Here is a 23,539-nt window from a genome sequence, read left to right on the forward strand (position 1 = left end):
AGAGGTAATCCCTTTCCTCCCCCTCCGTCTGGCAAGAGCCAGCCACCTCCCCCTGGCGGGGGAGGATCGTAAACGCCTACGCTGCCGCCTTGGCCTTGCGCCGCCAGAACGGCCTAGCACTCCCCGATTGCAGCACCCCACGGCGGAAGAGGCGGGCCCCAACCGTTATAAAAATCGTCACCCAAAGCGCCTGCCATGCCAGCGCCGCGACATGCGGCCACAGTTCGGGCGAGTTTGCCGCGCGGCCGGCCATTGCGAATGGCGAGGAGAGGGGGAACAGTTCGGCGGCGGTGGCGAGCCAGCTGCCGGGGTGGGAAACCGCGGCCGACGACAGCCCGAACATCGCGACCTGCAGGATGGTGATCGGTAGCGACAGCATCTGGATTTCGCGCATCGTCGTCGCCTGTGCGCCCACGCCGAGGAACACCGAGCCGAGCAACAGGTAGGCCATGCTGAAATATGCCGCGAACAGCAGCGCGAACATCGGCGCGCCGACCGCGGGCGTCAGGTCGCCCAGCGCCACCGCCGCGCCCGCGGGCATCAGCGACGTGATCTGCGTGACGACGGTGCCCCAGAACGCGACGAAGAGTACCGCGACTCCGAACATCCCGATCAGCTTGCCGAAGAACACCGATTCGAGCGGCACGGCGGCGGCGAGCACCTCGATCACCTTGTTGTTGCGCTCCTCGGCCATCGTGCCCACGACCTGCCCCGACAGGAACAGCGTCAGGAAGAAGATCCCGAACACCGCGAAGAAGGCCGACTGGTGCTGCCCACCGACCGAGGTGGTCGAACGCTTGATCTGCGTCTTGGTCGCGGCGATCGTCGGCAGTGTACCGCCAAGCTTCTCCGCCGCCAGCGTCGTCTGCGCGAGCAACCCGAGGTAATCGGCCGAGCGTTTGCCGCGCGGTCCGTAAAGGATCTGCGGCGCGTCGAGCGGGCCGTACAGCACCGCGGAGGCGTCGACGTCCTTGGTCTCGAACGCCGCGCGCGCCTGGGCACCTGGATCGGCGGTCGGCGCGACGATCGACAGTTCGGGGGGCGCTTCGTCGCTGCGGAACATGCCGCGCAGACGCTCGTCGGCCTCGTCGATCGGTCGCGCGGTGGAGGCAGGGACGATCGCGATGATCCGCGTCTTGTCCTGGGCACCATCAGTGACGCTCGCCGCGCCCAGTCCGCCGATCGCGCCGAACGATCCCATGATCAGGGGCGCGAACAAAAACAGCAGGAAGATCGGGGTGAACACCGTGGCGATGAAGTCGCGTCGCGCGATCGTGAACGTCTGGCGAAGGGTGCGACGGAACCGGCTCATGCCGCGTCCTCCTTCGCGACGTCGGCATGCTGCCCAACGATCCTTACGAACGCCTCGTGCAGGCCGGGCCGCTCGATCGACAACCCTGAAATCCCGTATCCCGCGTCGATCAGTCTCACGAGCAAGCTCTCGATTCCCTCGTTCGGTAGCTCGAACCGCCAGCTGTCCCCGTCCGCTACCGCGTCCGATGGGAGCACGCCGCGGATCGCCAGATCGGGGCGGTGCGGCGTGTAGTGGACGCGTTGCGGCAATATCCCCCGCGCATCGGCCACGGTGCCTTCGAAGCGCCGCTTGCCGCCGGCGATGATCGCCAGCCGGTCGCACAGGCGTTCGGCATGGCTCATGATATGCGTCGAGAACAGGATCGTCGCGCCGCGATCGCGCTCGTTGAGGATCAGCTTCTCGAGCCGCTCCTGGTTGACCGGATCGAGCCCTGAAAACGGCTCGTCGAGCACCAGCAGGTCAGGCTGGTGCACCACCGAGCCGAGCAACTGCACCAATTGCGCCATGCCCTTCGACAGTTTCCGAATCTTCTCGTCGACCGCATGGCCAAGGCCGGCGGCTTCCATCAGCACCACGGCACGCTCGCGGCCGGTCTTCCAGTCGAGCCCGCGCAACGCCCCCAGGAACGCGATCGCCTCGCGCGCCTTCATCGCCGGATACAGTCCGCGCTCCTCGGGAAGATAGCCGACCCGGTCGCTCGCATCGCGCGGATTGTCGTAGCCGAGCAGCGTGCGGCTACCCTCGTCGGGCTCGATGATCCCGAGCAGCATGCGCAGCGTGGTCGTCTTGCCCGCGCCGTTGGGCCCGAGCACGCCGTACACCGAGCCGCGCGGCACCATCATGTCCACCCCGTCGACCACGCGCCGATCGCCGAACCGCTTCACGATCCCGTTCGCGGTGACCGCCCATTCATCGTTCACGCGCAATCTTCCTCCCGAGGGTGGCGTCGTGGTAGCGGGCGGACGTGGCGCAAGACAAGCTGGAACACAGGCTCAAGGCCAAAGCGGCGGAACTGGGCTTCGTCGCTTGCGGGATCGCGCATGCGGGGGCGGCGCCGCGCGCGGGCGAACGCCTCCACCAATGGCTTGCCGACGGCCGCCACGGCGACATGATCTGGATGGAGGAGCGCAAGCACCACCGCGAGAGTCCCGCCGGCCTGTGGCCCGAGGTGCGCAGCGTCATCGCGCTCGGCATGAGTTATGCGCCGAAGGACGATCCGTTGCGCTTGGCGGACGAGGGCGGGGTGGGCCGGATCTCGGTCTATGCACAGGGGCCGGATTATCACGATGTCGTGAAGCGGCAGTTGAAGGCGCTGGGGCGGTGGTTGGCGGCGGAGGCGGGGCGGGACTTGCCGCCGTTCGACCTGAAGGTGTTCGTCGACACTGCGCCGGTGATGGAGAAGCCGCTTGCCGAAGCCGCCGGGCTTGGCTGGCAGGGCAAGCACACCAATCTCGTCAGTCGCGAGCATGGCAGCTGGCTGTTCCTCGGCGCGATCTACACGACGCTCGATCTTGAACCCGATAAGGGCGGCGTCGACACCTGCGGCAGTTGCGACGCGTGCCAGACCGCGTGCCCGACCGCGGCCTTCCCGCGGCCTTACCAGCTCGATGCCCGCCGCTGCATTTCCTACCTGACGATCGAGCATGCCGGCCCGATCCCGCACGAGTTCCGCACCGCGATCGGCAACCGCATCTACGGCTGCGACGACTGCCTGGCGGTGTGCCCCTGGAACAAGTTTGCCGCCGCTGCGAACGCGAACCTGGCCTTTCATCCCCGGGCGGAGCTGATCGCGCCCGAACTCGCAGACATCTTAGCGCTCGACGACGCCAGCTTCCGCCAAGTCTTCGCCGGCTCTCCGATCAAGCGCATCGGCCGCGCCAAGATGATCCGCAATGCCTTGATGGCGGCGGGGAACAGTAGCGATCCTGGCCTCGTCGAGGCCGTCGTCGGACTGTTGGGCGACGACTCGCCGGTCGTCCGGGGCGCGGCGATATGGGCATTGCGGCGACTGGATAGCGCGCGCTGGGGCAGCGAGCGCGGACGTCGGTTGGCGGACGAGGGCGATCAGAGCGTGCTGGATGAATGGGGGGCGGCCGCGGTCGATCGTGTCGTGCCTCTGGTCGATCCACCCGCGGGTGAGTAACCAAACGGGTTAATTACCTTGACATCGTCACGCTCATCTGGCACATAACGGGAACATCGAAAACTAGCGAGTCGGGCCGGACGGTCTGGCTCTCGGGGAAGCCGGGACGATCGGGGCGGGAGCCTTTGCCGTCGCCGGCTTTCTGCGTTTGGCGGTGCGGTGCAGGCAAGCGGGGGCGCGGCATGGGAATCAAGAGCAAGGCGGCCGGGAACGCGAAGGTCGGCAGGATGGTCATCACGGGTGGGAAGAACCGGGTTCTTGTGGCCCGGAAACCCCGGGCGAAGGAATGGACACTCGAGCGGCAAGCCACGTTTCTCGAGGAATTGGCGATGACCGGCAACGTGACCACGTCTGTCGTCGTGGTGGGGATGTCGCTCGGCGGAGCCTATCACCGCCGCTCGCACGATCCTGCGTTTGCCGCAGCATGGCAGGCGGCGTTGTCGCGCGGGTAAGCTGGGGTTTGCTGCGTGGTTGAAGTGACGCCCGGCGCGGTGGCGTTCGCGGGGTATGCGGCGGTGTTCGATGTTGTGGATCGGGCTGGGGATGTGATGCGGCGGGGGGCTTTTGCCGGGGCTGGGGTGGTGCCTTTGTTGTGGCAGCATCGCGGGGGGGCGGTTGGGTCTTTGTCCGTCGTTGCGGAGGATGCGCGGGGGTTGCGGGTCGAGGGGGTGGTTTCCGATTTGGAGCTGGCTCGGCTGGTGCGGTGGCTGGGTTGTCGGTTGGGTATCGGGCGACGTCCGTGCGGCAGGGGGTTCGGCGGGAGTTGCTGGAGGTCAAGTTGGTGGAGGTTAGTCTGGTGGCCGTGCCTATGCAGGTTTTGGCTCGGGTTGAGGTGGTGCCTTAGCGGCTTGTCCCTCTCCCTGTCGGGGAGAGGGAGGGAGGAGCCGCTTGCCGACGGAAGAGTGAGGGGCTTTGGCGCGGGCGTTCCTAGCCTCACGCCCCTCACCCTCCCACACGCAAGCGCGTGCGGGTCCCTCCCTCTCCCCGGAGGGGCGAGGGTTTTCAGAGAGTTTCATTGGGCGTCCTGCGGGGCGCCTTTTTTCGTTTCATGCGAGGAGATGGATATGAGTGTTGTTGACCGGCCGGTTTTGGCGGGGGCTTCCCCCTTGGCGCAGAATGCGGCGTTTGCGGGGTTCGTTCGGACTGGCGCCACGCTGGAGATGAAGGCTTTTACCGGGGTTACGGGGGATGCCGGCGGGTTTGCGGTGCCGCGGGAGATCGATGCTCAGATCGATACTTTGCTGAAGGCGGTGTCGCCGATCCGGTCGATCGCCAATGTCGTGAAGGTGGGGTCGGCGGGGTATCGCAAGCTGGTTACGACCGGGGGTACGCCGTCCGGTTGGGCGGCGGAGAATGCGGCGCGGCCGGAGACGGCTTCGCCGGTGTTCGTCGAGATCGCGCCGCCTACGGGGGAGCTGTATGCCAATCCTTCGGCCAGCCAGGCGATGCTCGATGACGCGGCGTTCGATGTCGAGGAGTGGCTGGCGGGCGAGATCGCGATGGAGTTTGCTAAGGCCGAGGGGGCGGCGTTCGTGTCGGGGTCGGGCGTGTCGCGGCCGAAGGGGTTTTTGACTTCGGCTACTGCGGCGACTGCGGATGGGGTTCGGGCTTTCGGGACTTTGCAGTATCTGGCTAGCGGTACGGCTGGGGACTTTTCGGCGAACCCGCAGGAGCGGTTGATCGATCTGGTTCAGTCCTTGCGCGGGCCTTATCGACAGGGGGCCAGCTTTGTCATGAATGCGGCTACCTTGGCGCGGATCCGGAAGTTCAAGACGACGGATGGCGCGTTCGTCTGGGCGCCTTCGCTGGCGGCCGGGGTGCCGGCTACGCTGCTCGGGTATCCGGTGGTGGAGGCTGAGGACATGCCGGATATCGCGGCGAATGCGCTGGCGATCGCGTTCGGGAATTTCCGCGCGGGGTATATCATCGCCGAGCGGACCGAGACGGGGATCCTGCGCGATCCGTATTCGAACAAGCCTTTCGTCAACTTTTACGCGACCAAGCGGGTCGGTGGGTGCGTGACGAATTCCGAGGCTATCAAGTTGCTGAAGTTCTCGGTGGCTTGAGTTTCGGCGGGAGGGTTTGGGACGAGGGGTGTTTGTCCCAACACCCCTCTCCCTCCCACGCGCAAGGGCGCGCGGGCCCCTCCCTCTCCCCGGAGGGGCGAGGGAAGTTTTGGAGACATCGTTATGACGGGGTCGGCAATTTCTGCCGGAGTGATCGCTGAGGTGGTCGTCGCGGCTAGGGCTTTGTTGCGGGTGGAGACGGGGGAGGATTTGGTGCTCTCGCGGTTGGCGTCGACGGCTTTGCTGCTGGGGGAGGCGTTCCTGGGGGCGGCGGTGATTGTGCGGCCGTTCGAGGATGTGGTGACCAGTGCGGCGGGGTGGCGGCGGTTGCTGGTCGCGCCCGTCACCGTGATTTCTGGACTGACCGGGTTGCCTGGCGAGGGAGCGCCCTTCGTGTTGGCGGTCGGGGCGTATGCGGTCGATATCGATGCGGATGGGGTCGGGTGGGTTCGGGTTCTTGCCGCGGGATCGGCTGGGCGGGTGGCGGTGGCGTATTCGGCTGGGCTGGCCTTGAGTTTCGAGGCGGTGCCGGCGCCGATCGCGCAGGGGGTGGCGATGCTGGTCGCGCATCTGTTCGATCATCGGGAGAGCGATGTCGCGCCGCCGGCTGCGGTGGCGGCTTTGTGGCGTCCTTATAGGCGGATGCGGTTGGGTTTTGAGGTGCATTCGTGAGTGGGCGGGTGGTCTTGCAAGCCGCGGTCGTGGCTCGGCTAAATACCGTGCTGGATGTTAGCGTGTTTGATGCGCCGCCGGTGCGCGGGGGGCTGCCTTATGCGGTGGTCGACGAGCCGGTGTTGTCGGACTGGAGCACTAAGACCTGGGTCGGGCGGGAAGGACGCGTCCTGGTGACGCTATTCGATGGGGGGGAGCGGCCGGTTCGGTTGCGGGCTCTGTTGGCGGTGGGGGAGGAGGGGTTGGAGGCGCTGCCGCCTGACCTTGGTGAGGGGTGGCGGGTGGTTCGGCTGGCGCTGGTGCGGTCTCGGGTGCTGCGGGTCGGGGATCGGTGGCGCGGGACGTCGGAGTTTCTGGTGCGGATGTACCGCGAGAGCTGAGTGGCGCGGTTTTGGGGGAGACGGACATGGCGGTGGAGAAGGGGAGTGCGTTCCTGCTGAAGGTGGGGAACGGGGCGGTGCCTGTGGTCTACGCGACGGTGGCGGGGCTGCGGACGACGCAGATGTCGGTGAATGGGGAGGCTATCGTTGTCACGACGAAGGACTCTGGCGGGTGATTTGGGCGACCGATCTGATCGAGACTCGGGCTTCGTCTCGCAGTGGGAAGGGGCAGCCGAGTACGTCAACTTACTCTTATGCGGCGTCGTTCGCGGTGCTGTTGTCGGCTCGGGCTATCCTTGGCGTGGGGCGGATCTGGGCGGAGGGGAAGCTGCTGCGGGGGGCGGCAGGGGACTTCAAGACGGCGGCCGGGTTTCGGTTGCACCTTGGGGGTGAGGACCAGGCGGTGGATCCTTTGATCGCATCTGCGGAGGGGCTGGCGACGCCGGCGTATCGGGGGGCGGCCTATGCCGTGTTCGAGATGTTGCAGCTGGCGGATTTCGGGAATCGGATTCCTTCGCTGACGTTCGAGGTGATTGCGGACGAGGGTTCGGTGCTGGTGTCGACGATCGCGAAGGTGCTCGCGGGGGAAGTTTCGGGGACGGCGGCGCTGGCGGTCGGCGGGTTCGCGGCGTCGGGCGGGAGCGTTCGCGCGGTGCTGGAGATTTTGGGGCAGGCTGGCGGGGCGTGGTTTGCGCCTTCCGGGGCGGGGTTGGTGATGCGCGATGTCGCGGGCGCTACCGTCGTTGTGGCGGACGAGGGGTTCGCTGTCGAAGGGAAGGGTGTTCGGCGGACTCGGGCTGTCGCGGCGATCGAGACGGTGCCGCGGACCGTGACGGTCGGATATTATGATGCGGCGCGCGATTACCAGGCTGGCGTGCAGCGGGCGCGGCGGCCGGGGGCTGGTGTGCGTGACGATCGCGTCGAGGTGCCGGCGGTGCTGGAGGCGGGCGCGGCGAAGACTGTGGCGGAGGCGATGCTCGCGCGGGCGGAGGCTGGGCGGGTGCGGCGGACGATTGCCGCCGGGTTCGGGGCGATGGTGATTGCGCCGGGAGCTTGCGTGACGATTGCGGGCGAGGGTGGCGTCTGGCGGGTGTCCGATGGCAGCATCGAGGGGATGGTGACGACGCTGGGCCTCGTGCCGCTGGTGGCGGCTTCGTTGCCGGCGACTGCGACGAGCGGGCGGGTTTCGGGAGCTGTGGATGCGGTCGTCGGGGCTACGATCGTGCGCGCGTTCGAGGTTCCTGGGTTGGAGGAGGCTCCGTTGAGTGCGCCGCGGATGACGGTGGTTGCGGGCGGTACGGGGGCGGCGTGGCGGCAGGCGGCCTTGCTTTACAGCGTTGATGATGGGGTGAGTTGGGTGGCGGCCGGAGTGACGGCTGCGCCTGGGGTGCTTGGGACGATCGCGGTTGTTGCACCGGGGGCGCCGGCGACGCTTGTTGATCTGCGCGGGGCGTTCGAGGTGGTTCTTGCGCATGCGGGAATGGAGCTGGGCGATGCGGATGCGGCGGCGCTCGACCGGGGCGTGAATTTGGCTCTGCTGGGCGACGAGCTGATGCAGTTCGGGCGGGCGGAACCGCTGGGTGGCGCGCGGTGGCGGTTGAGCCAGTTGCTGCGTGGGCGGCGGGGAACCGAGGCGGCGGCTGGCGTGCAAACGGTTGGGGATCGGTTCGTATTGCTTGAGGCGGGGGCGGCTCGGGCGTTCGACCTACCGGTGTCGGTGCTGGGGCGCGAGGTTCGCGTGATCGCGTCCGGAGTCGGCGATGATGCGCCGGTCGAGACGCGGTGCGTGATGCGCGGGGCGTCGGTGGTTCCGCCTTCGCCGGTGCATCTGCGATTTGCGACCGAAGCCGATGGTAGTGCGACAGTGCGGTGGACGCGGCGGAGCAGGGCGGGGTGGCGCTGGATAGACGGGGTCGATGCGCCGCTGGCCGAGGAGGTCGAGGCGTACCGGGTGACCGTGACGGACGGCGGAACCTCGCGCGATGTCGATGTGGCGGAACCCTTTGCATCGATCACGGCGGCGGAACGCACTGGTTCCGTGGGCATCGCAGTCCGGCAGCGCGGCGTGTTCGGGGAGTCGCTCGCGGCCAACCTGATCATACCGGAACTGATCGTACCGGCGTGATTCACCAACGGGGGAACGAATTATGAGCGACGACCGCACAGCACGTCTGGCACTGCCGTTGTTGCAGCCTGGGCAGGCGCAAAAGGAAGCGACGCATAACGAGGCGCTGACATTGTTGGATCTCGCGGTGCTGGCGAGCGTGACGGCAGTGGGAACCAACGTGCCGCCGGTCGCGCCGACCGCGGGCAGCGCGTGGATCGTCGGGACTGCGCCCACCGGTGGTTGGGCGGGGCAGGCGCGAGCGATCGCCGGGTGGACGGCAAGCGGGTGGCGGTTCCTGGTGCCGCTCGAGGGCATGACGGTGTGGAGCATTGCCGATGGACAGTCGGCGCGGTTCGGTGCGGGCGCGTGGACGCTGGGGGTACTGGCTGGAACCAAGGTCTCGATCGGCGGAGTCGACGTGGTGGGTTCGCGTCGTCCGGCGGTTCCCGACCCGACCGGCGGCACCGTCGTCGACGTGCAGTCGAGAGCGACGATTGGTGCCATATTGGCAGCATTGCGGGGGCACGGATTGATTTCCGTCTAGAACAGCCTGAAAACTGTGTCGTTCCAGCAACACTTCTAACTTTTGTCAGCTTGCGTGGAAACAAGCCCGAGGATAGGGAGTTTGCGATGTCCGTGTGACACTCATGAAAGGGGATTTATATGCGGAAGCTTGCCGTCGTTCTGGCACTCGCCTCCACCGCACTTGCCACTCCCGCCCTCGCCCGCGACAAGTCGTGGTACGTTGGCGTCGAAGGCGGTGCGATGATCGTTGAAGATATCGATTATGATATCGGCAACCTGAATAAGGCCGGTTCGGTCGATCATGACTATGGTTATGACGTCGATGCGGTTATGGGCTATGACTTTGGTGGTTTCCGTCTGGAAACCGAAGTTGGCTACCGCAAGGCAACCGTGGACGGCTACTCGTCGTCGACGACCACGCCTGTGTTCGGTGCAACCGGCGTTCGCGGCGACGCGGGTGCAGGTAATTACGACTACGCTGGTGGTTCGTCGTCGGCGCTCAGCTTCATGCTGAACGGCCTTCTGGACTTCGGTCCGGACGATGGCATCCAGGGCTTCGTCGGCGGTGGTGTTGGTGTTGCTCGCGTCAAGGCGCAGTACGCTCTCAACAACAACGGCGACTTCCTGAACGACTCGGACACCGTGTTCGCGTATCAGGGCCTGGCCGGTATCCGCGCACCGCTGACCGACCACATCGACGCGACGCTGAAGTATCGTTTCTTCAACGCCGAGAACGTCAAGCTGGTCGACGTTTCGAACCGCGTGTTCGACGGTCGCTATCGTTCGCACAGCATCCTTGGTGGTGTGACGTACAACTTCGGCGAGCCTGCTGCTCCGCCGCCGCCGCCGCCGCCGCCGCCGCCTGAGCCAGTCGCTCCTCCTCCGCCGCCTGCGCCGGTCGAAGTCGTCTGCTCGCCTGGTCCGTTCATCGTGTTCTTCGAATGGGACAAGTCGGACATCACGCCTGAGGCAGCGTCGATCCTCGACAACGCCGTCACGCAGTACCAGTCGTGCGGCAACGCACAGGTCATGCTGGCAGGTCACGCCGATAAGTCGGGTTCGGCATCGTACAACGTCGGTCTGTCGCAGCGCCGCGCAGATGGCGTGAAGGCATACCTGTCTTCGCATGCCATCCCGGACAGCGTCATCTCGACGGAAGCATTCGGCGAGAGCCGTCCGCGCGTCGAGACCGCCGATGGCGTTCGCGAAGTGCAGAACCGTCGTGTGGAAGTCACCTACGGTCCGGGTTCGGGCCAGTAAGACTTTCGCCAACCGGCTCTCGGGTCGGTTACGGAATGAAGATCGGGGAGGTCGGCGCAAGCTGGCCTCCCTTTTCTTTTGTGCTTTGCGGGGGGGGGCAATCACGAAAGTTCGTGGATTGAGCGAGTGTCGATTTTGTTCGCGCGGAGGCGCGGAGCCGCGGAGAGTAAGGGCGGAGATGAATCGTTCCGGGTAAGCGCATCCGCGGATGCGGCTTTGGATGATCGGCTTCGCCAAGGCGGGGCGATGGCGGAACGCGCTAACCAAGCCGGCTTCTTACTCTCCGCGGCTCCGCGCCTCCGCGCGAACAAAACCAACGCCTGGGCCTTTCGCGACGGCGGTGTTTGGCGGAACGTCGATGTATTCACGCGAAGGCGCAAAGGCGCGAAGAGGGTTTGCCGGTGGCGGCGTTGGTCGCCTTCTCATGGGATTTTTCAGTACTGTCGCGAGGGCGGCAGGCGCCGCACTTGGCTGGGGCCGACATCTTTGCTCCTTCGCGCCTTCGCGTAAACGCATCTATCGACGCTTCACCGTGGCGGCTCGCGACTATAGTGAGAGCGGACTTAGCAAGGAGATGCAGATGAAACCGCTGATCGGACGGGACACGCGGCTGTGCATGTCGTTGTCGGCGCGGCCGGGGAATTTCGGGTCGCGGTTCCATAACCGGCTCTATGACCTCGTTGGGCTCGATTTCGTCTACAAGTCGTTCTCGACCACCGACCTGGAAGCGGCGATCGGCGGGATCAGGGCGCTCGACATTCGCGGGTGCGCGATCTCGATGCCGTTCAAGGAGGCGGTGATTCCGCTGCTCGACGGGTTGGCGCAGTCGGCGAGCGCGATCGACAGCGTGAACACGATCGTCAACGACGGCGGCGTGCTGACCGGGCACAACACCGATTATGGCGCGGTCGTCGATCTGGTCGCGGATCTCGATCGGGCGATGTCGTTCGTGGTGCAGGGATCCGGCGGGATGGCAAAGGCGGTCGTGGCGGCGCTCGGCGACAGCGGATTTCGGGGTGGCACCATCGTCGCGCGGAACGAAGCGGCCGGGCGCGCGATCGCGGATCGCTACGGTTTTGCCTGGGCGGCGGAACCGGAGGGTAAGGGGGCGTTGCTCGTCAATGCCACACCGCGCGGGATGACCGGGCCGGATGCCGACGTACTGGCCTTTCCGCAGGCGATGATCGCAGCCTGCACCGTGGCGTTCGAGGTGGTGCAATATCCCGTCGTGACGCCGTTTCTGAAAGCTGCGGCCGAGGCCGGCAAGCGTTGCATCACCGGGGCGGAGGTAGCCACGCTCCAGGCGTTGCAGCAGTTCGTGCTGTATACGGGCGTGACGCCGTCATTCGAGCAGGTGGCCGACGCAGCCGACTGCGCGCGCGCGCATCCGTGAGCGAGTCAGTCGGTGGGCGTTCCAGTTAGCGCCGTGGCCAGCCAAGGCGGAACGATGGCGTCACCAAGCGACTCGATGCGGCGATGCTCTACCATCAGGCCGAGTTCGGGATAGGTCACGCGTGTCCGTCCGCTCGGTTCGGTGAACGGCGCGACGATCAGCCGGCGATTGACCTTTGAGCGGTGGTGCATCCGCGCGGTGTTCTCCTGGCCGACGTAACACCCCTTGGTGAAGCTGACGCCGTTCAGTTCGCGCGCGTTGCATTCGAGCCAGAGTGTTTCGCCCGCCCCGAGTTCGCCGACGCCTTCAGTCACGCCGAGCGACAGTCGGTGCGCGTGCCAGTCGGTTGCCGGCTCGGCGGGCGGTCCCAGCCAACGGCGGCCCAGGTCCGCAAGGCGAGGATCGGGAACGCCGCGGTCACCTTTCGGCGCCCAATGGACTGCAAGATCGTCGGGAACGAGTGTGATCGCACGGCGCAGGCGGTAGAGCGAGAGACGCTTGGTCAACGCTTCGGCTTGCGCGGCCTCGACGTCGATCAGCACGTCGGTACCGTCCGCCCACAGGATGAAGTCGAACAGCACCTTGCCTTGCGGCGACAGCAACGCCGCCCAGGCGGGTGCGCCCGGCGTCAGCAGCGCCGTATCGGCGGTGACCAGCCCCTGCAGGAAGCCGCGTACGTCTTCGCCGGCGACGCGGATCACGCTGCGGTCGGCGAGCATCGTTCCGGGGGGATCAGTGTTCATCCGTACCACCTAGTGCGTGCGGGGCGATTTCCAACCAAGGGATGGTTTCACCCCTAGCGCGCATCGGTCGACGCGACGAAAACCTGGGCTGGTCCGTCTGGCGTCGGGGCACGTGCGCCGATAGGAAGGCGGTATGACCGACCGCCTCACGATCCGCCGCCCCGATGACTGGCACGTCCACCTGCGCGATGGCGCGATGCTGGAGGCGGTCGCGGGGTATACCGCACGGCAGTTTGCGCGGGCCATTATCATGCCGAACCTGACCCCGCCGGTGACCTCGATTGAGGCCGCCAAGGCGTATCGGGGTCGGATTATGGCGGCGGTTGGCGATGCCGCGTTCACGCCGCTGATGACGTGCTACCTCACCGACGGTACCGATCCGGCCGAGCTCGAACGTGGCTATGTCGAGGGCGTGTTCACCGCGTGCAAGCTGTACCCCGCGCATGCGACGACCAACTCCGCGCACGGCGTCACCGATATTCGTGCGCTGACGGCTGTGCTGGAGACGTTGCAGCGGATCGGCATGCCGCTGCTGATCCACGGCGAGGTGACCGACAAGTCGATCGACATCTTCGACCGCGAGGCGGTGTTCGTCGAGCGCGTGCTGACGCCGCTGGTGCGCGATTATCCGGGGCTGAAGATCGTGCTGGAGCATATCACGACCGCGGAGGCGGCTTCGTTCGTGGCCGAGGCGGATCATCCGATCGCGGCGACGATCACGCCGCAGCATCTGTTGATCAACCGCAACGCGCTGTTCGACGGGGGGCTGCGGCCGCATGCGTATTGCCTGCCGGTGCTGAAGCGCGAGACGCATCGATTGGCGGTACGCGCAGCGGCGGTGTCGGGGTCGCCGCGGTTCTTCCTTGGCACGGACAGCGCGCCGCATGTCGTCGGGGCGAAGGAGTCCGGGTGCGGGTGCGCGGGGATCTTCAACGCACCGTTTGCGCTGGAGGCGTATCTGCGCGTGTTCGACGAGGAGGGCGCGCTCGACAAGTTCGAGGGGTTCGCGTCGGAGCATGGTGCGCGGTTCTATGGGTTGCCGTTGAACGAGGGCACCGTGACTCTGGTGCGCGGCGATGCCGAGGTGCCGGCTTCGATCGGGACGGGGGAGACGGCGGTCGTGCCGTTCCTTGCCGGGACCAATGTCGGGTGGCGGTTCGAGGGGTAGGGCGCGCCTAGACATCCGTCATCCTGGGCTCGACCCAGGATCCAGAGCCATGAGTACAGGTCAATTTGGCTCTGGATCCTGACTTTCGTCAGGATGACGGACGGTTGAGATTTATGGTCGTGGGTCTGCCGTGAGCCGATCGAGCCACAGCCGCGCTTCCTTCTGCTCGCCGACTGCGCTGGCGCTTACCGGGCCTCGGGCGGCGAAGAAGTCGCGGTGGAGGGCGAAGGGTTCGAGCATCAGGCGTTCGCGCATCGAATCGATGTCGCTGCCCATCTCGGTGAGCGCGTCGATCGTTGGAGCGATCGCGGCGCGGACGCGGCGGTCCGGGGTGCGGTCGAACAGGCCCAGCGAACCGGCGGCGGTCTTCTCGAGCGCTGCGAGGAGGGTATCGCGGTAGTCGGTTTCGAGGTCTTCGCGCTGGGCGTCTAAACGGGCGAGGCGGTCTGGTTTTGCCATCTGTTGGGCGTAGCGTGCCTGGTGGGGGCGTCAACTTTTGGGCTTGGCTTTGGCGTTGTGCCACGAGCGATGTCGTTGTTTGGGCGCGCGCCGTGGGCAAAGCCCATGTCGTCGGACGGGGCCTTGCCCCGCCGGCCGGGCTTGTCGGAATCAGCCGGGGGTGGCCGGCTGCCCGACTGCGCCTAAAACGGCAGCCACCTGCTTTTGTGCGTGATATTCATATACCCAACGTTCACCCCCGCGCGCCAGCCTACGCCGAGGCGGATCGGAATGAGGACGACGTTGCCGCGGCGGAGATAGGTCGCGGCGAAACCGCCGACCAAGTACAGGCGGCCTTCGACTGCTGGGAAGCGCTTGTAGAGTTCCTCGGTGTCGTACAGGTTATAGACCAGCACGAAGACCTTGTTCGCGTCGCCGCCGACGTCGAAGCCGACCGACGGACCGGTCCAGTAGACTGGCTGCTGCCCCTCGACCTTGTGGCTCATGATCCCCGAGCCGTAGCGGACGCCGAGGATGAAAGCGCCCGACGCCTCTCGCCCGGCGATGTACGCGTTGGGCCGGCCCTGGTCCTTGAGGATCTTTTCGAGGAGGCCGCCCAGCCCGGCGGCGCCCTTGCCGAACACGCCTTCGCCTGCCGCGAGCAGATCGTCGCGCTCATAGGTGTCGGCGGCCTGCATCGTCGCCTCGGCCCGCGTTTCCGGGGGGCGTGCGGTGGTCGTCGTGACGGGCGGCGCGGAGTCCTGGACCGGGGTCTCCGGATAGGCGGGGTCAGGCGCGGCCGGGCGGGACGGCTGCGTGGTCGCCTGCGGACGCGAGGGAGGCTGATAGGCGCGCGGCGCGAGATCGCCATCGATCGCCTGGTTCGGATCGATCGTGCGGACCTGCGCGGACGCGCTCGCCGCGCCACCCACGGCACTCCCGCAAACGGCCGTCGCAATGGCACCAAGGCCAAGCCAGAAGCTACGCATGTCGATCCCCAAACCCATCGCAAACACAGAAGGCGCCCCGAAGCAGGGCCGTCAACCGCTGCGCCACGGGTTAACCCCTAAGCAACGAGTTAACCAGCGCAGGGCTTGCCGTGCAATGAACGATGGGCGCGAGCCTGTCGAATTCGAGCTAATTCGAGTGAATGGCCGGGTAGGCCGGGACGAAGAGCTGCGTGAATCCAGAGAATGACGAATAACGCGCTGGACGCTATTACAGGCGTTGCCCCTTCCGCCCAGCCTCGCTATAGCCCCGCATCTGCTGCAGCCGGAGACGTGGGTGAGTGGCTGAAACCAGCGGTTTGCTAAACCGCCGTACCGGGTTTACTGGTACCGAGGGTTCGAATCCCTCCGTCTCCGCCATTTTTGCCAACGCATCGACCCTGCTAGCTGGCGATCTCGCCGAGCCTCGAATGCTGCGGTGGCGGCTATTGGTAACGCCACGTATTGCGGGGCTGTGATCGTTTTGCGGCGTACACCTATTACTGGTCCACTCCGTTTTCTGACGTTGCATGTCCGTAACTGGATCGACTTATTGCCGAGGACAGATGGCGGATGTCGGTCAGGTACGTTTGTCGGCGCTGGTGATCAGACGGCGGCCATTGGCTGACTCGCTCTTTTGAACGTTTTCGCGCCATTCGTTGGCGATGCTGCCTCGTCGAGGGATTGGCACTGCCGGACGGTTCCAGACGCGGATTTCTTCGAACCATGCATCGTTGTGAGGGAACGACGCTGCGGCAAATCAGCGCGTTAAATCTAACCGAAAATAAAAACTGGTAGCTCCCGCAAATCCCTTACCCACCGGAAACGTTCGGTCCGGGAAAGACGTGGCTGGACGAACGTTCGCAGGAACCTAGGGTGGCGGCAGCCGGGGGACTGAATTTGACCGTTGTACCAACACTCGAGCCGCTTGCGTATCATCGTGCGGTCGTCGGATACCTGACCACGTCGGAGCCTGAGATCTGGGCTTGGGCGATGGCGCAGGAGGCGCGTGGGGAACAGGTCGAAGAGGTGCGGGCGACGCTGTTGCGGCAGAATTACCGGCTCGACGCCGCGGCGCATCCTGAGATCTACGAGGATTGTCGCGCCGTGCTGGCAGTGCTGGCGGTCGAGGCGCCGGTGACGATCTATCAGGCACCCGACAGCACGATGAACGCGGCGCTCTGGTATGTGCCCGGTGAAATCCACCTCGTGCTGTACGGCCCCGTGCTGGAAAAACTGTCGCGCGCGGAACGTGTCGCGTTGTTCGGTCACGAACTGGCGCACTACAAGCTTTGGTCGATCGAGGGCGGGATCTATCACGTCGCCACCACGGTTCTCGATCATGTGCTGGCCTATCCGAACGCGGCCCCCAGCCATGCGGAGACAGCGCGAATCTACCGGCTGACCACCGAGCTCTATGCCGATCGCGGCGGAGCGGTTGCCGCAAACGCGACTGCGCCGGCGATCGCGACGTTGGTCAAGACGATGACCGGCTTGCTGAGCGTCGACGCCGAGGCGTATCTGCGACAGGCGGCCGAACTCGAGGCGACCAAGCCGGTGGCGGAGGGCGTCACGCATCCGGAGATATTTCTGCGCGCGCAGGCGCTCGACAAATGGTGGCGGGCGGACGTCGACCTGGAGGATTGGCTGACCGATCGTATCCGCGGGCCGCTGTCGATCGCGACGCTGGACCTGCTGCGACAGCAGGACATGACCGCGATGACGCGCGCCGTCCTCGCCAGGCTTGCCAAGGACCCGGCGGCGAGGGGCGAGGCGGTAGCGGCGCAGCTGCGGCGCTATTTTCCAGACTGGGGACCCGACGAGACACCGATCGACGCCGCCGCGCTGGCACCGGCTAGGATCGATGCGGCAACGCGCGAGTATCTGATCGCGCTCAGCTTCGATCTGGCGATGGCCGATCCCGACGACCGCGATGCGATGCTCGTGACCGGTGCCCGGCTCGCCCAGGACTATGACGGGCTGGCTGCGTTTCGCGAGGCGCTCAAGCGCGATCTCAAGATGAACCGGCAAGCGATCACCCGCCTCCTCGCGCCGCTCGACAAGGTTTCCGCATGACCCAGCCCGTCTCGATGCAGCCCGTCGTTACGCTGTGCCAGCGTCTGGCCGCCGATGGCGGTAACGTGCCGTCCGAGGATCTGTTGCGCGCGGTGCTGCCGTTGATGCGCGAGGTCGGCGCGCTGCACGCGCGCGGACTGGTCGCGGAGCTTGGCGACGAGGCGGTGGTCGATCGCGATGGCGAACTCGCGCTCGCCCGTCCCGATGGGCGCCCGCCGCAACTGAACGAAGCGGGCATCCGTGCTGCGCAGCCACGCGTCTCGTCGGCGTTGCGGGTGGTCGGCGAATACCGCGTGACCACCGACATCGATACGGGATCGCAGGTCAACGATCTGCGCGCCGGCAGCCCGGATAGGGAAAGGCCGGATGCCGACCTGCGGGAAGCGGTGAACCCCGCATACCGGGTCGGCTATCGGAGCTGGGAGGACCAGGTCGGCCATCACGACGAGCAGACCGATATCTTCTCGATCGGACTGATTCTCGCCAGCCTCGCATGCGGGCTCGACTTCAACGACGAGACCGACGTCAGGCGCTTCTCCGCCGACCAGGGCAATCTGTTCAGGCTCAACGGCGCGTTGCATCCGGTGATCGCGTCGCTGATCGGCGAGATGACCGCGCTCAACCGGCACGAACGCGCCAGCGACCTGATGGCGGCGGCAAGCCGGTTGGAAGACTATCGCGATCAGCCGGTCGGGCTGGATGTGAACCGCGTTCTGGCGGGGGCGACCGGCGTGCCGAGCCGCCGCGCGGCGGTCCTCTCGCATCTGCGCGATCGGCTGTTCGACCTTTCGCGTCGCAACCGGCTGATCCATTTCCGCCCGACCCAGGCGACGGTGAACCTGACCGTCGCCAGCGTACCGATGGTGATACGCCTCGAATCGATTCGTGCCGAACAGCTCTGCACCTGGGATGGCAAGTTCGCCGCCGAGGTGCTGGGCGGCGGCAAGATCAGCCTCGCGAAATGGTTGCGGTTCGAGGACCAGCCCTATCTGCCGGCGGCGTTCGAGCGAGTCATTCAGGAGACGCGACGCGACCGCGCCGAATATGGTTTCAGCCATCTTAGGCTCGTCGTCGCCTATCTGCATTGGCACAATCTGAAGGAGTCGCCGGACGAGCGCATCCAGTCGCCGTTGCTGTGGCTGCCGGTCGAGGTCGCCAAGCAGAAGGGCGTTCGCGATCAATATTCGCTGCAGATTGCCGACACCGAGGCCGAGTTCAACCCCGCGCTTCGCCATTACCTGCGGCAGCTCTACGACATCCAGCTGCCCGAGCGGGTCGACCTGTCGCAGACGTCGATTGCCGAAATCCAGGCGGACCTGCTCGCGCAGATCCAGCGCACCGAGCCCGGCGTGGCGCTCGCGTTGAAGACCAAGCCGGAAATTCAGCTGATCCACCAGAAGGCCGTCCAGCGGTTGCGTGTGTTCCAGCGTCGTCGCGGCGCAACGTCCGGCAGCGAGGGGATCACGCGACCCGAGTTCAGCTACGATCGCGACGATTACCGGCCGCTCGGGCTCGCCTTGTTCGAGAAATACGTGAAGCCGAGCCCGCTGCCCCAACGGATTGCGGTGGGGGCGGCGATGCCGCCACGGCCCGATCGCATGGCGGCGGAGGCCGAAGCGACGTCCTTCGCGCTGGCCGGCGGCGAGGGTCACCGGTTCTCGTGGGAGATCGACCTGACGCAGGTCACGCTAGCGAATTTCAACTACAAGAAGATGTCGCTGGTGCGCGACTATACCCAGTTGATCGACGACCGGGTCACGCCGCCGTCGTTCGACACGGTGTTCTCGATCGAGCCGCGCCCGATCGAGGCATCGCCACCGCTCGCACCATCCGACCTGTGGAGCGTGGTGCCTGCCGATGCGACGCAGGAGGCGGCCATCTCGATGGCGCGGACCGGGCGCAGTTTCATCATCCAGGGGCCGCCCGGCACCGGCAAGTCTCAGACCATCACCAACCTGATCGCGGACTATGCCGCGCGCGGCAAACGCGTGCTGTTCGTGTGCGAGAAGCGCGCCGCGCTCGACGTGGTGTTCAACCGGTTGAAACAGGCCGGGCTCGACCGGTTGGCGTGCCTGATCCACGATTCGCAGGAGGACAAGAAGAGCTTCGTCCTCGATCTGAAGGATTGCTACGAAAGCTGGAACAAGGCCGACGATGCGATCGATCGTCATCGCGCCACCCGCGATCGGACGGTCGCGGCGCTGTCGCAGCATCTCGGCCGGATTGCAGCGTTCGATCGGGCGATGGCGCAACTGCCGACGGACTCGACGGTCACGTTGCGGGCGACGATCCGACGAATGCTCGCGCTACCCGAGCCGACCGAGGCCGATCCCGTGACCCGCGAGCGCCTGCCGACATTGGCGGGATGGGACGCACATCGTGCGTTGGCGGATCGCATCCACCGGACGGTCAGCGACGCGTTTGGTCTCGACAGCCTCGCCGAGCATCCGTTCGCCAGACTGTCCCCGGCGACGGTCGCCGACGAGCGATGCTATGCGCAGGTGTCGGCGATGGTCGCGGACGGCGAGCAGCTGTTCGACCGGATCGATCCGATGCTGGAGGACGACGGCACCCTGGTGTCGGGGGATACCAGCCTGGCAGATGCGCTCGTCGTGGTGCAATCGGCATCGGCGGCGGTGCAGACGAACCTTGCGGGCAACCTCGATCTGCTCGACCCGACCTCGGCCGCGTCGCGCGAGTTTCGCGACGCCAGCGCCGCGTGTGCCGCAGCTGCGTCGAAACATGCCGCGGCGGCGGACGCGGCAGGGCATTGGACCGATCCGCTATTCCCCGAGGACGCGGATGCCGCGCTCGATCAGGCGCGTCGACAGGAGCCGGGCTTTTTCAAGTTCCTGAGCGGAAGCTGGAACCGCCTCAAGCGCACGATCCACGATCGCTACGATTTCTCGGCGCATGCCGTCGAACCCAGCATCACCGTCGTGCTCGAACGGCTGGTGGCACGCCAAGCCGCGGCGGCGGAGGACGCCGCTGCGCGCACGGCGCTGAACGCGCGGTTCGGAACCGACGATGCCGATGCGCTGGCCGCACTGCGTGACAGGTGGTCCGACGATGCGGCGCCGGTGCTCGTCCGCCGCCTGGTCGCTAATGCGCAGGCTTCCGCGGATCCGGCCGCAACTCTCTTACGGGAAGCGCGCGCTACCACCGCTATCGAAGCGCTCGCCGCGCTATGCGATCGTCATCTCGTCGATGGCCAGGCCATGACGTTGAGCGCGCTGGCCGAGGCGATGCGCGACATGCGCGAGGGCCTCGACGACCTGCCCGACCTGTTGCCACTGCTACGGGCGGCGGACCAGGCGGGGCCGCGGGTGGCCTTCGCCTTGCGAACGATGACGCTCGATCCGGCGCGTATCGAAGCGCTCGTGCTCGACGAGGCGATCACCCGCGCGTTGCGAGCCGAGCCGGCTCTGCACCGGTTCGACGCCGCGCAACTCGCGTCGAGCGCGCGCCGGGCTGCGCGTGCCGGCGAGATCCTCCAGGACGACAACGCCGCCTGCATCCGCGCCACCGCGCAGCGCAAGTTCCGCGATCACGTCCGCCAATCGACGCTGTCGGTGACGCAGCTCGATGGCGCCGGGCGCGAGGCGAAAAAGATATACGCGACCGGGCGGCGCGAGCTGGAACACGAGTTCGGCAAGACCATGCGCTATCGTTCGATCCGCGACCTGTCCGATGACGAGACCGGCGTGGTGGTCAACGACTTGAAGCCGGTATGGCTGATGAGTCCGCTATCGGTATCGGACACGCTGCCGCTCCAGGCGGACCTGTTCGACGTCGTGATCTTCGACGAAGCCAGCCAGATCCCGATCGAGGAGGCGGTGCCGGCGCTCAGTCGCGCGCCGCAGATCGTCGTCGTCGGCGACGAGATGCAGCTGCCGCCCACCAGCTTCTTCGCCGCCGCGCGCGACGAGGACGAGATGCAGGTCACGGCGGAAGAAGACGGCCAGACGATGGCGATCCTGCTCGATGCCGCCAGCCTGCTCGCCCAGGCCGCGCGAAGCCTGCCGGCGACGTTGCTTGCCTGGCATTATCGCAGCCGCTCCGAAGCGCTCATCAGCTTTTCCAATGCGGCGTTCTACGATGGCCGGCTGGTCACCATTCCCGACCGGACGATCGCCGAGACCGGCGCGTCGCCGACGGCAGTGCGATCGGACGACGAGAGCGCGCCGGTCGATAGCGTCGATCGACTGCTGGCGCGCGCGATCAGTTATCACCCGGTCGCCGACGGGCTGTACGACAAGCGCGCGAACCTTCCCGAGGCGCGCTTGATCGCGGCGATGGTCCGTGCCCTGCTCGGCCGCGAAACCGGACTGAGCATCGGCATCGTCGCGTTTTCCGAGGCGCAGCAGACCGAAATCGAGAATGCGCTCGATGCGCTTGCCGCGGAGGATCCGGCGTTCGCCGCGCTGATCGAGGCGGAATATGTCCGGGAAGACGACGGCCAGGTGAACGGGCTGTTCGTGAAGAATCTGGAAAACGTCCAGGGAGACGAGCGCGACGTGATCCTGCTGAGCATCTGCTACGCGCCCGATCGCGCTGGGCGGATGGCGATGAACTTCGGCCCGATCAACCAGCGCGGCGGCGAAAAGCGCCTCAACGTCATCTTCAGCCGTGCGCGGCATCACATGGCGATCGTGTCCACCATCCGCGCCGAGGCGATCACGAACACGCACAACGACGGCGCGCGTGCGCTCCGGACGTTCCTGTCGTTCGCCGAAGCGCAGGCGCGGGGCGACGGACCGCACGGCCAGGCCATTCTCGCCACGCTCAATCCCGAAGCGCAGCGCGTCTTTTCCCGCGCGCCGGCGCCGGACCCGCTGCGCGATGCCCTTGCCGCGGCGCTGCGCGCGCGTGGCCATGTCGTCCAGGAATATGTCGGCAGCGCCAGCTTCCGCTGCGACCTCGCGATCGTCGCGCCGGACGGCAGGAGCCACGCGCTCGCCATCCTGCTCGATGGAGACGCCGGCGATGCGATCGCCGATCGCTACGTGTTCCAGCCGACGATCCTGCGGCGCTTCGGCTGGCGGGTGATCGATATTCCCTCGCATGCCTGGCTCCGCCAACCCGAGGCGGTGATCGCGCAGATCGAGGCCGCGTTGCGCGGCGACGAGAACGCCGTCGATGACGATCCGTTCGAGCCGGGGTCGGCATTGCCGCTACCCGTCGTACCGGTACCGTCCATTGTCCCGGAAGCGCCTGCGGCAGAGACGTCGGCGGAGGGCTTCACCACGTTCGAGTTCACGCAAGGGTCGTCCGACAAGTTCTGGAAGATCGCGGTGAACGGCGCCGAAGTCACCGTCGTCTACGGCCGGCGCGGCACCAAGGGCAGTTCTGTCGTCAAGACCTACGAGACGCCCGAACGCGCCGCCCGCGAAGCGAACAAGCTGACGCTGGAAAAGACGCGCAAGGGGTATGTCGAGACCTCTTGAGGCCTTTTGCCTGATGCTGTTTGAACCGGGCCGTCACGGCGAACGCAATGTTGCGGCAATACACGGGGACCATATCGGAGGTTGATGCGCCATCTTCTGGTGGGAACGCGTAGAGCGGCGGTTCGGCGTCGCAGCCCGTCTTCATAAGGTCCCTTGGTGAGAATCCTGATCGTCGAAGACGAAGTCGAATTCGCTGCGGCATTGTGTCGCTCTCTCACCCGAGAACGCTTTGTCGTCGATCACGTCGATCGGTTGACGATGGCCCGGGAGGCGGCGCGGTCGGTGGCCTATGATCTCGTCCTGCTGGACAGGACCCTGCCGGACGGCGACGGGCTCTCGCTGGTCCCGTCGCTGCGAGCCGGCAATCCCAGACTTCCCATTATCGTGCTGAGCGCGCGCGGGGAAATATCGGACCGCGTTGCCGGACTGGACGAGGGCGCCGACGACTACCTCATCAAGCCGTTCGCGCTTGAGGAAATGTTCGCCCGCATTCGCGCGGTCAGGCGTCGCCCCGCGGACTTGGCCGTCGAGCAAATCCGGGTGGGCGCGCTCGTCTTCGATGTCGCCAACGACGAGGCCGTTGTTGCAGGCGTCAGGCTCGACCTCGTCCGGCGCGAACTTCGCGTCCTTGCGACCTTGGTCAAGCGTCGCGGCAGAACGGTGCTGCGGGAGTCGCTCGAGCAGGGGGTCTACGGGTTCGATGACGAGGTACAGTCGAACACGCTCGACTCCCACAATCGCGTCTTCGTCGAAAGCTGGCCGAAGCGGGTGCGGGAGTCGAGATCCACGCGATCAGAGGCGTCGGCTATTTGTTGAAGGC

Annotated in this window: 18 protein-coding genes, 1 tRNA gene and 2 pseudogenes; 16 read left to right on the forward strand and 5 right to left on the reverse strand. The window is 66.2% G+C overall.

The window, feature by feature from the left end; all coding sequences use genetic code 11:
* Positions 1 to 76: 76 nt before the first annotated feature.
* Together E5673_RS05710 and E5673_RS05715 are read right to left on the reverse strand one after the other, a co-directional pair.
* Complete coding sequence (locus E5673_RS05710) at positions 77 to 1,312, reverse strand: ABC transporter permease (protein WP_136189268.1); 1,236 nt, start codon at positions 1,310 to 1,312, stop codon at positions 77 to 79.
* Positions 1,309 to 2,235: an ATP-binding cassette domain-containing protein gene (locus E5673_RS05715; RefSeq protein ID WP_136189269.1), complete on the reverse strand. Its 927-nt coding sequence runs from the start codon at positions 2,233 to 2,235 to the stop codon at positions 1,309 to 1,311. Before E5673_RS05715 ends, E5673_RS05710 begins: the two co-directional genes overlap by 4 nt.
* 44 nt (positions 2,236 to 2,279) lie before the next feature.
* On the opposite strand from E5673_RS05715, the gene queG reads away from it, so the two are divergent.
* The 11 genes and pseudogenes from queG to E5673_RS05770 all read left to right on the forward strand — a co-directional run bounded on the left by queG (position 2,280) and on the right by E5673_RS05770 (position 11,861).
* Complete coding sequence (queG, locus tag E5673_RS05720; protein WP_136189270.1) at positions 2,280 to 3,458, forward strand: tRNA epoxyqueuosine(34) reductase QueG; 1,179 nt, start codon at positions 2,280 to 2,282, stop codon at positions 3,456 to 3,458.
* A gap of 329 nt (positions 3,459 to 3,787) precedes the next feature.
* The gene (locus E5673_RS20155; RefSeq protein ID WP_281727885.1) at positions 3,788 to 3,910 is read left to right on the forward strand and encodes a hypothetical protein; all 123 of its coding nucleotides are present in this window, start codon (positions 3,788 to 3,790) and stop codon (positions 3,908 to 3,910) included.
* 39 nt (positions 3,911 to 3,949) lie between these two features.
* Positions 3,950 to 4,302, forward strand: a pseudogene (locus E5673_RS05730) (HK97 family phage prohead protease).
* Between the two features lie 220 nt (positions 4,303 to 4,522).
* The gene (locus E5673_RS05735; protein ID WP_056052664.1) at positions 4,523 to 5,524 is read left to right on the forward strand and encodes a phage major capsid protein; all 1,002 of its coding nucleotides are present in this window, start codon (positions 4,523 to 4,525) and stop codon (positions 5,522 to 5,524) included.
* Between the two features lie 123 nt (positions 5,525 to 5,647).
* Complete coding sequence (locus E5673_RS05740; protein WP_136189272.1) at positions 5,648 to 6,196, forward strand: hypothetical protein; 549 nt, start codon at positions 5,648 to 5,650, stop codon at positions 6,194 to 6,196.
* Positions 6,197 to 6,225: 29 nt separating this feature from the next.
* The gene (locus tag E5673_RS05745; protein ID WP_281727886.1) at positions 6,226 to 6,576 is read left to right on the forward strand and encodes a DUF3168 domain-containing protein; all 351 of its coding nucleotides are present in this window, start codon (positions 6,226 to 6,228) and stop codon (positions 6,574 to 6,576) included.
* 26 nt (positions 6,577 to 6,602) lie between these two features.
* Positions 6,603 to 6,749, forward strand: a pseudogene (locus E5673_RS05750) (phage tail tube protein); the annotation flags it as partial.
* Between the two features lie 230 nt (positions 6,750 to 6,979).
* Positions 6,980 to 8,701 carry a phage tail protein gene (locus tag E5673_RS05755; protein WP_247599599.1) on the forward strand — a complete coding sequence of 574 codons (1,722 nt, stop codon included), beginning with the start codon at positions 6,980 to 6,982 and terminating at the stop codon, positions 8,699 to 8,701.
* Positions 8,702 to 8,723: 22 nt separating this feature from the next.
* On the forward strand, positions 8,724 to 9,227 hold the full coding sequence (locus E5673_RS05760) for a DUF2793 domain-containing protein (protein ID WP_136189275.1): 504 nt from the start codon (positions 8,724 to 8,726) through the stop codon (positions 9,225 to 9,227).
* 119 nt (positions 9,228 to 9,346) lie between these two features.
* Positions 9,347 to 10,468, forward strand: a complete 1,122-nt coding sequence (locus E5673_RS05765) for an OmpA family protein (protein WP_136189276.1) — start codon at positions 9,347 to 9,349, stop codon at positions 10,466 to 10,468.
* A gap of 574 nt (positions 10,469 to 11,042) precedes the next feature.
* A complete protein-coding gene (locus E5673_RS05770) occupies positions 11,043 to 11,861 on the forward strand; it encodes a shikimate 5-dehydrogenase (protein WP_136189277.1) in 819 nt (272 codons plus the stop codon).
* Positions 11,862 to 11,866: 5 nt separating this feature from the next.
* On the opposite strand, the gene E5673_RS05775 is transcribed toward E5673_RS05770, so the two are convergent.
* Positions 11,867 to 12,604 carry a folate-binding protein gene (locus E5673_RS05775; RefSeq protein ID WP_247599600.1) on the reverse strand — a complete coding sequence of 246 codons (738 nt, stop codon included), beginning with the start codon at positions 12,602 to 12,604 and terminating at the stop codon, positions 11,867 to 11,869.
* A gap of 133 nt (positions 12,605 to 12,737) precedes the next feature.
* Here E5673_RS05775 and pyrC point away from each other — a divergent pair, with 133 nt between their 5' ends.
* Positions 12,738 to 13,772, forward strand: coding sequence for a dihydroorotase (gene pyrC, locus E5673_RS05780; RefSeq protein WP_136189278.1), 1,035 nt, complete (start codon positions 12,738 to 12,740; stop codon positions 13,770 to 13,772).
* A 111-nt stretch (positions 13,773 to 13,883) separates the two neighbouring features.
* Here the strand turns inward: pyrC and E5673_RS05785 are convergent, their stop codons facing one another.
* Both E5673_RS05785 and E5673_RS05790 read right to left on the reverse strand, forming a co-directional pair.
* Positions 13,884 to 14,231, reverse strand: coding sequence for a hypothetical protein (locus E5673_RS05785; RefSeq protein ID WP_136189279.1), 348 nt, complete (start codon positions 14,229 to 14,231; stop codon positions 13,884 to 13,886).
* 182 nt (positions 14,232 to 14,413) lie between these two features.
* Positions 14,414 to 15,199, reverse strand: a complete 786-nt coding sequence (locus E5673_RS05790) for a DUF1134 domain-containing protein (protein ID WP_136189280.1) — start codon at positions 15,197 to 15,199, stop codon at positions 14,414 to 14,416.
* Positions 15,200 to 15,484: 285 nt separating this feature from the next.
* Between E5673_RS05790 and E5673_RS05795 the strand changes: the two genes are divergently transcribed.
* From E5673_RS05795 to E5673_RS05810, 4 genes are all read left to right on the forward strand, one after another.
* Positions 15,485 to 15,577: transfer RNA gene (locus E5673_RS05795), tRNA-Ser, on the forward strand.
* Between the two features lie 519 nt (positions 15,578 to 16,096).
* The gene (locus E5673_RS05800; RefSeq protein ID WP_136189281.1) at positions 16,097 to 17,272 is read left to right on the forward strand and encodes a M48 family metalloprotease; all 1,176 of its coding nucleotides are present in this window, start codon (positions 16,097 to 16,099) and stop codon (positions 17,270 to 17,272) included.
* Complete coding sequence (locus E5673_RS05805) at positions 17,269 to 22,719, forward strand: AAA domain-containing protein (RefSeq protein WP_210731810.1); 5,451 nt, start codon at positions 17,269 to 17,271, stop codon at positions 22,717 to 22,719. The genes E5673_RS05800 and E5673_RS05805 overlap by 4 nt, the downstream gene beginning before the upstream one ends.
* A 156-nt stretch (positions 22,720 to 22,875) precedes the next feature.
* Positions 22,876 to 23,535 (forward strand): response regulator transcription factor, encoded by a 660-nt coding sequence (locus tag E5673_RS05810; protein ID WP_247599601.1) that lies wholly within the window; start codon positions 22,876 to 22,878, stop codon positions 23,533 to 23,535.
* Positions 23,536 to 23,539: the final 4 nt, after the last annotated feature.

Source organism: Sphingomonas sp. PAMC26645, from assembly GCF_004795835.1.
GTDB lineage: Bacteria > Pseudomonadota > Alphaproteobacteria > Sphingomonadales > Sphingomonadaceae > Sphingomonas.

Excerpts from the sequence above, each read along its gene's own strand:
- E5673_RS05710 (WP_136189268.1), bottom strand. The coding sequence starts at position 1,312 with ATGAGCCGGTTCCGTCGCACCCTTCGCCAGACGTTCACGATCGCGCGA.
- E5673_RS20155 (WP_281727885.1), top strand. The coding sequence starts at position 3,788 with ATGACCGGCAACGTGACCACGTCTGTCGTCGTGGTGGGGATGTCGCTC.
- E5673_RS05735 (WP_056052664.1), top strand. The coding sequence starts at position 4,523 with ATGAGTGTTGTTGACCGGCCGGTTTTGGCGGGGGCTTCCCCCTTGGCG.
- E5673_RS05740 (WP_136189272.1), top strand. The coding sequence starts at position 5,648 with ATGACGGGGTCGGCAATTTCTGCCGGAGTGATCGCTGAGGTGGTCGTC.
- E5673_RS05760 (WP_136189275.1), top strand. The coding sequence starts at position 8,724 with ATGAGCGACGACCGCACAGCACGTCTGGCACTGCCGTTGTTGCAGCCT.
- E5673_RS05765 (WP_136189276.1), top strand. The coding sequence starts at position 9,347 with ATGCGGAAGCTTGCCGTCGTTCTGGCACTCGCCTCCACCGCACTTGCC.
- E5673_RS05770 (WP_136189277.1), top strand. The coding sequence starts at position 11,043 with ATGCAGATGAAACCGCTGATCGGACGGGACACGCGGCTGTGCATGTCG.
- E5673_RS05775 (WP_247599600.1), bottom strand. The coding sequence starts at position 12,604 with ATGAACACTGATCCCCCCGGAACGATGCTCGCCGACCGCAGCGTGATC.
- pyrC (WP_136189278.1), top strand. The coding sequence starts at position 12,738 with ATGACCGACCGCCTCACGATCCGCCGCCCCGATGACTGGCACGTCCAC.
- E5673_RS05785 (WP_136189279.1), bottom strand. The coding sequence starts at position 14,231 with ATGGCAAAACCAGACCGCCTCGCCCGTTTAGACGCCCAGCGCGAAGAC.
- E5673_RS05790 (WP_136189280.1), bottom strand. The coding sequence starts at position 15,199 with ATGCGTAGCTTCTGGCTTGGCCTTGGTGCCATTGCGACGGCCGTTTGC.
- E5673_RS05805 (WP_210731810.1), top strand. The coding sequence starts at position 17,269 with ATGACCCAGCCCGTCTCGATGCAGCCCGTCGTTACGCTGTGCCAGCGT.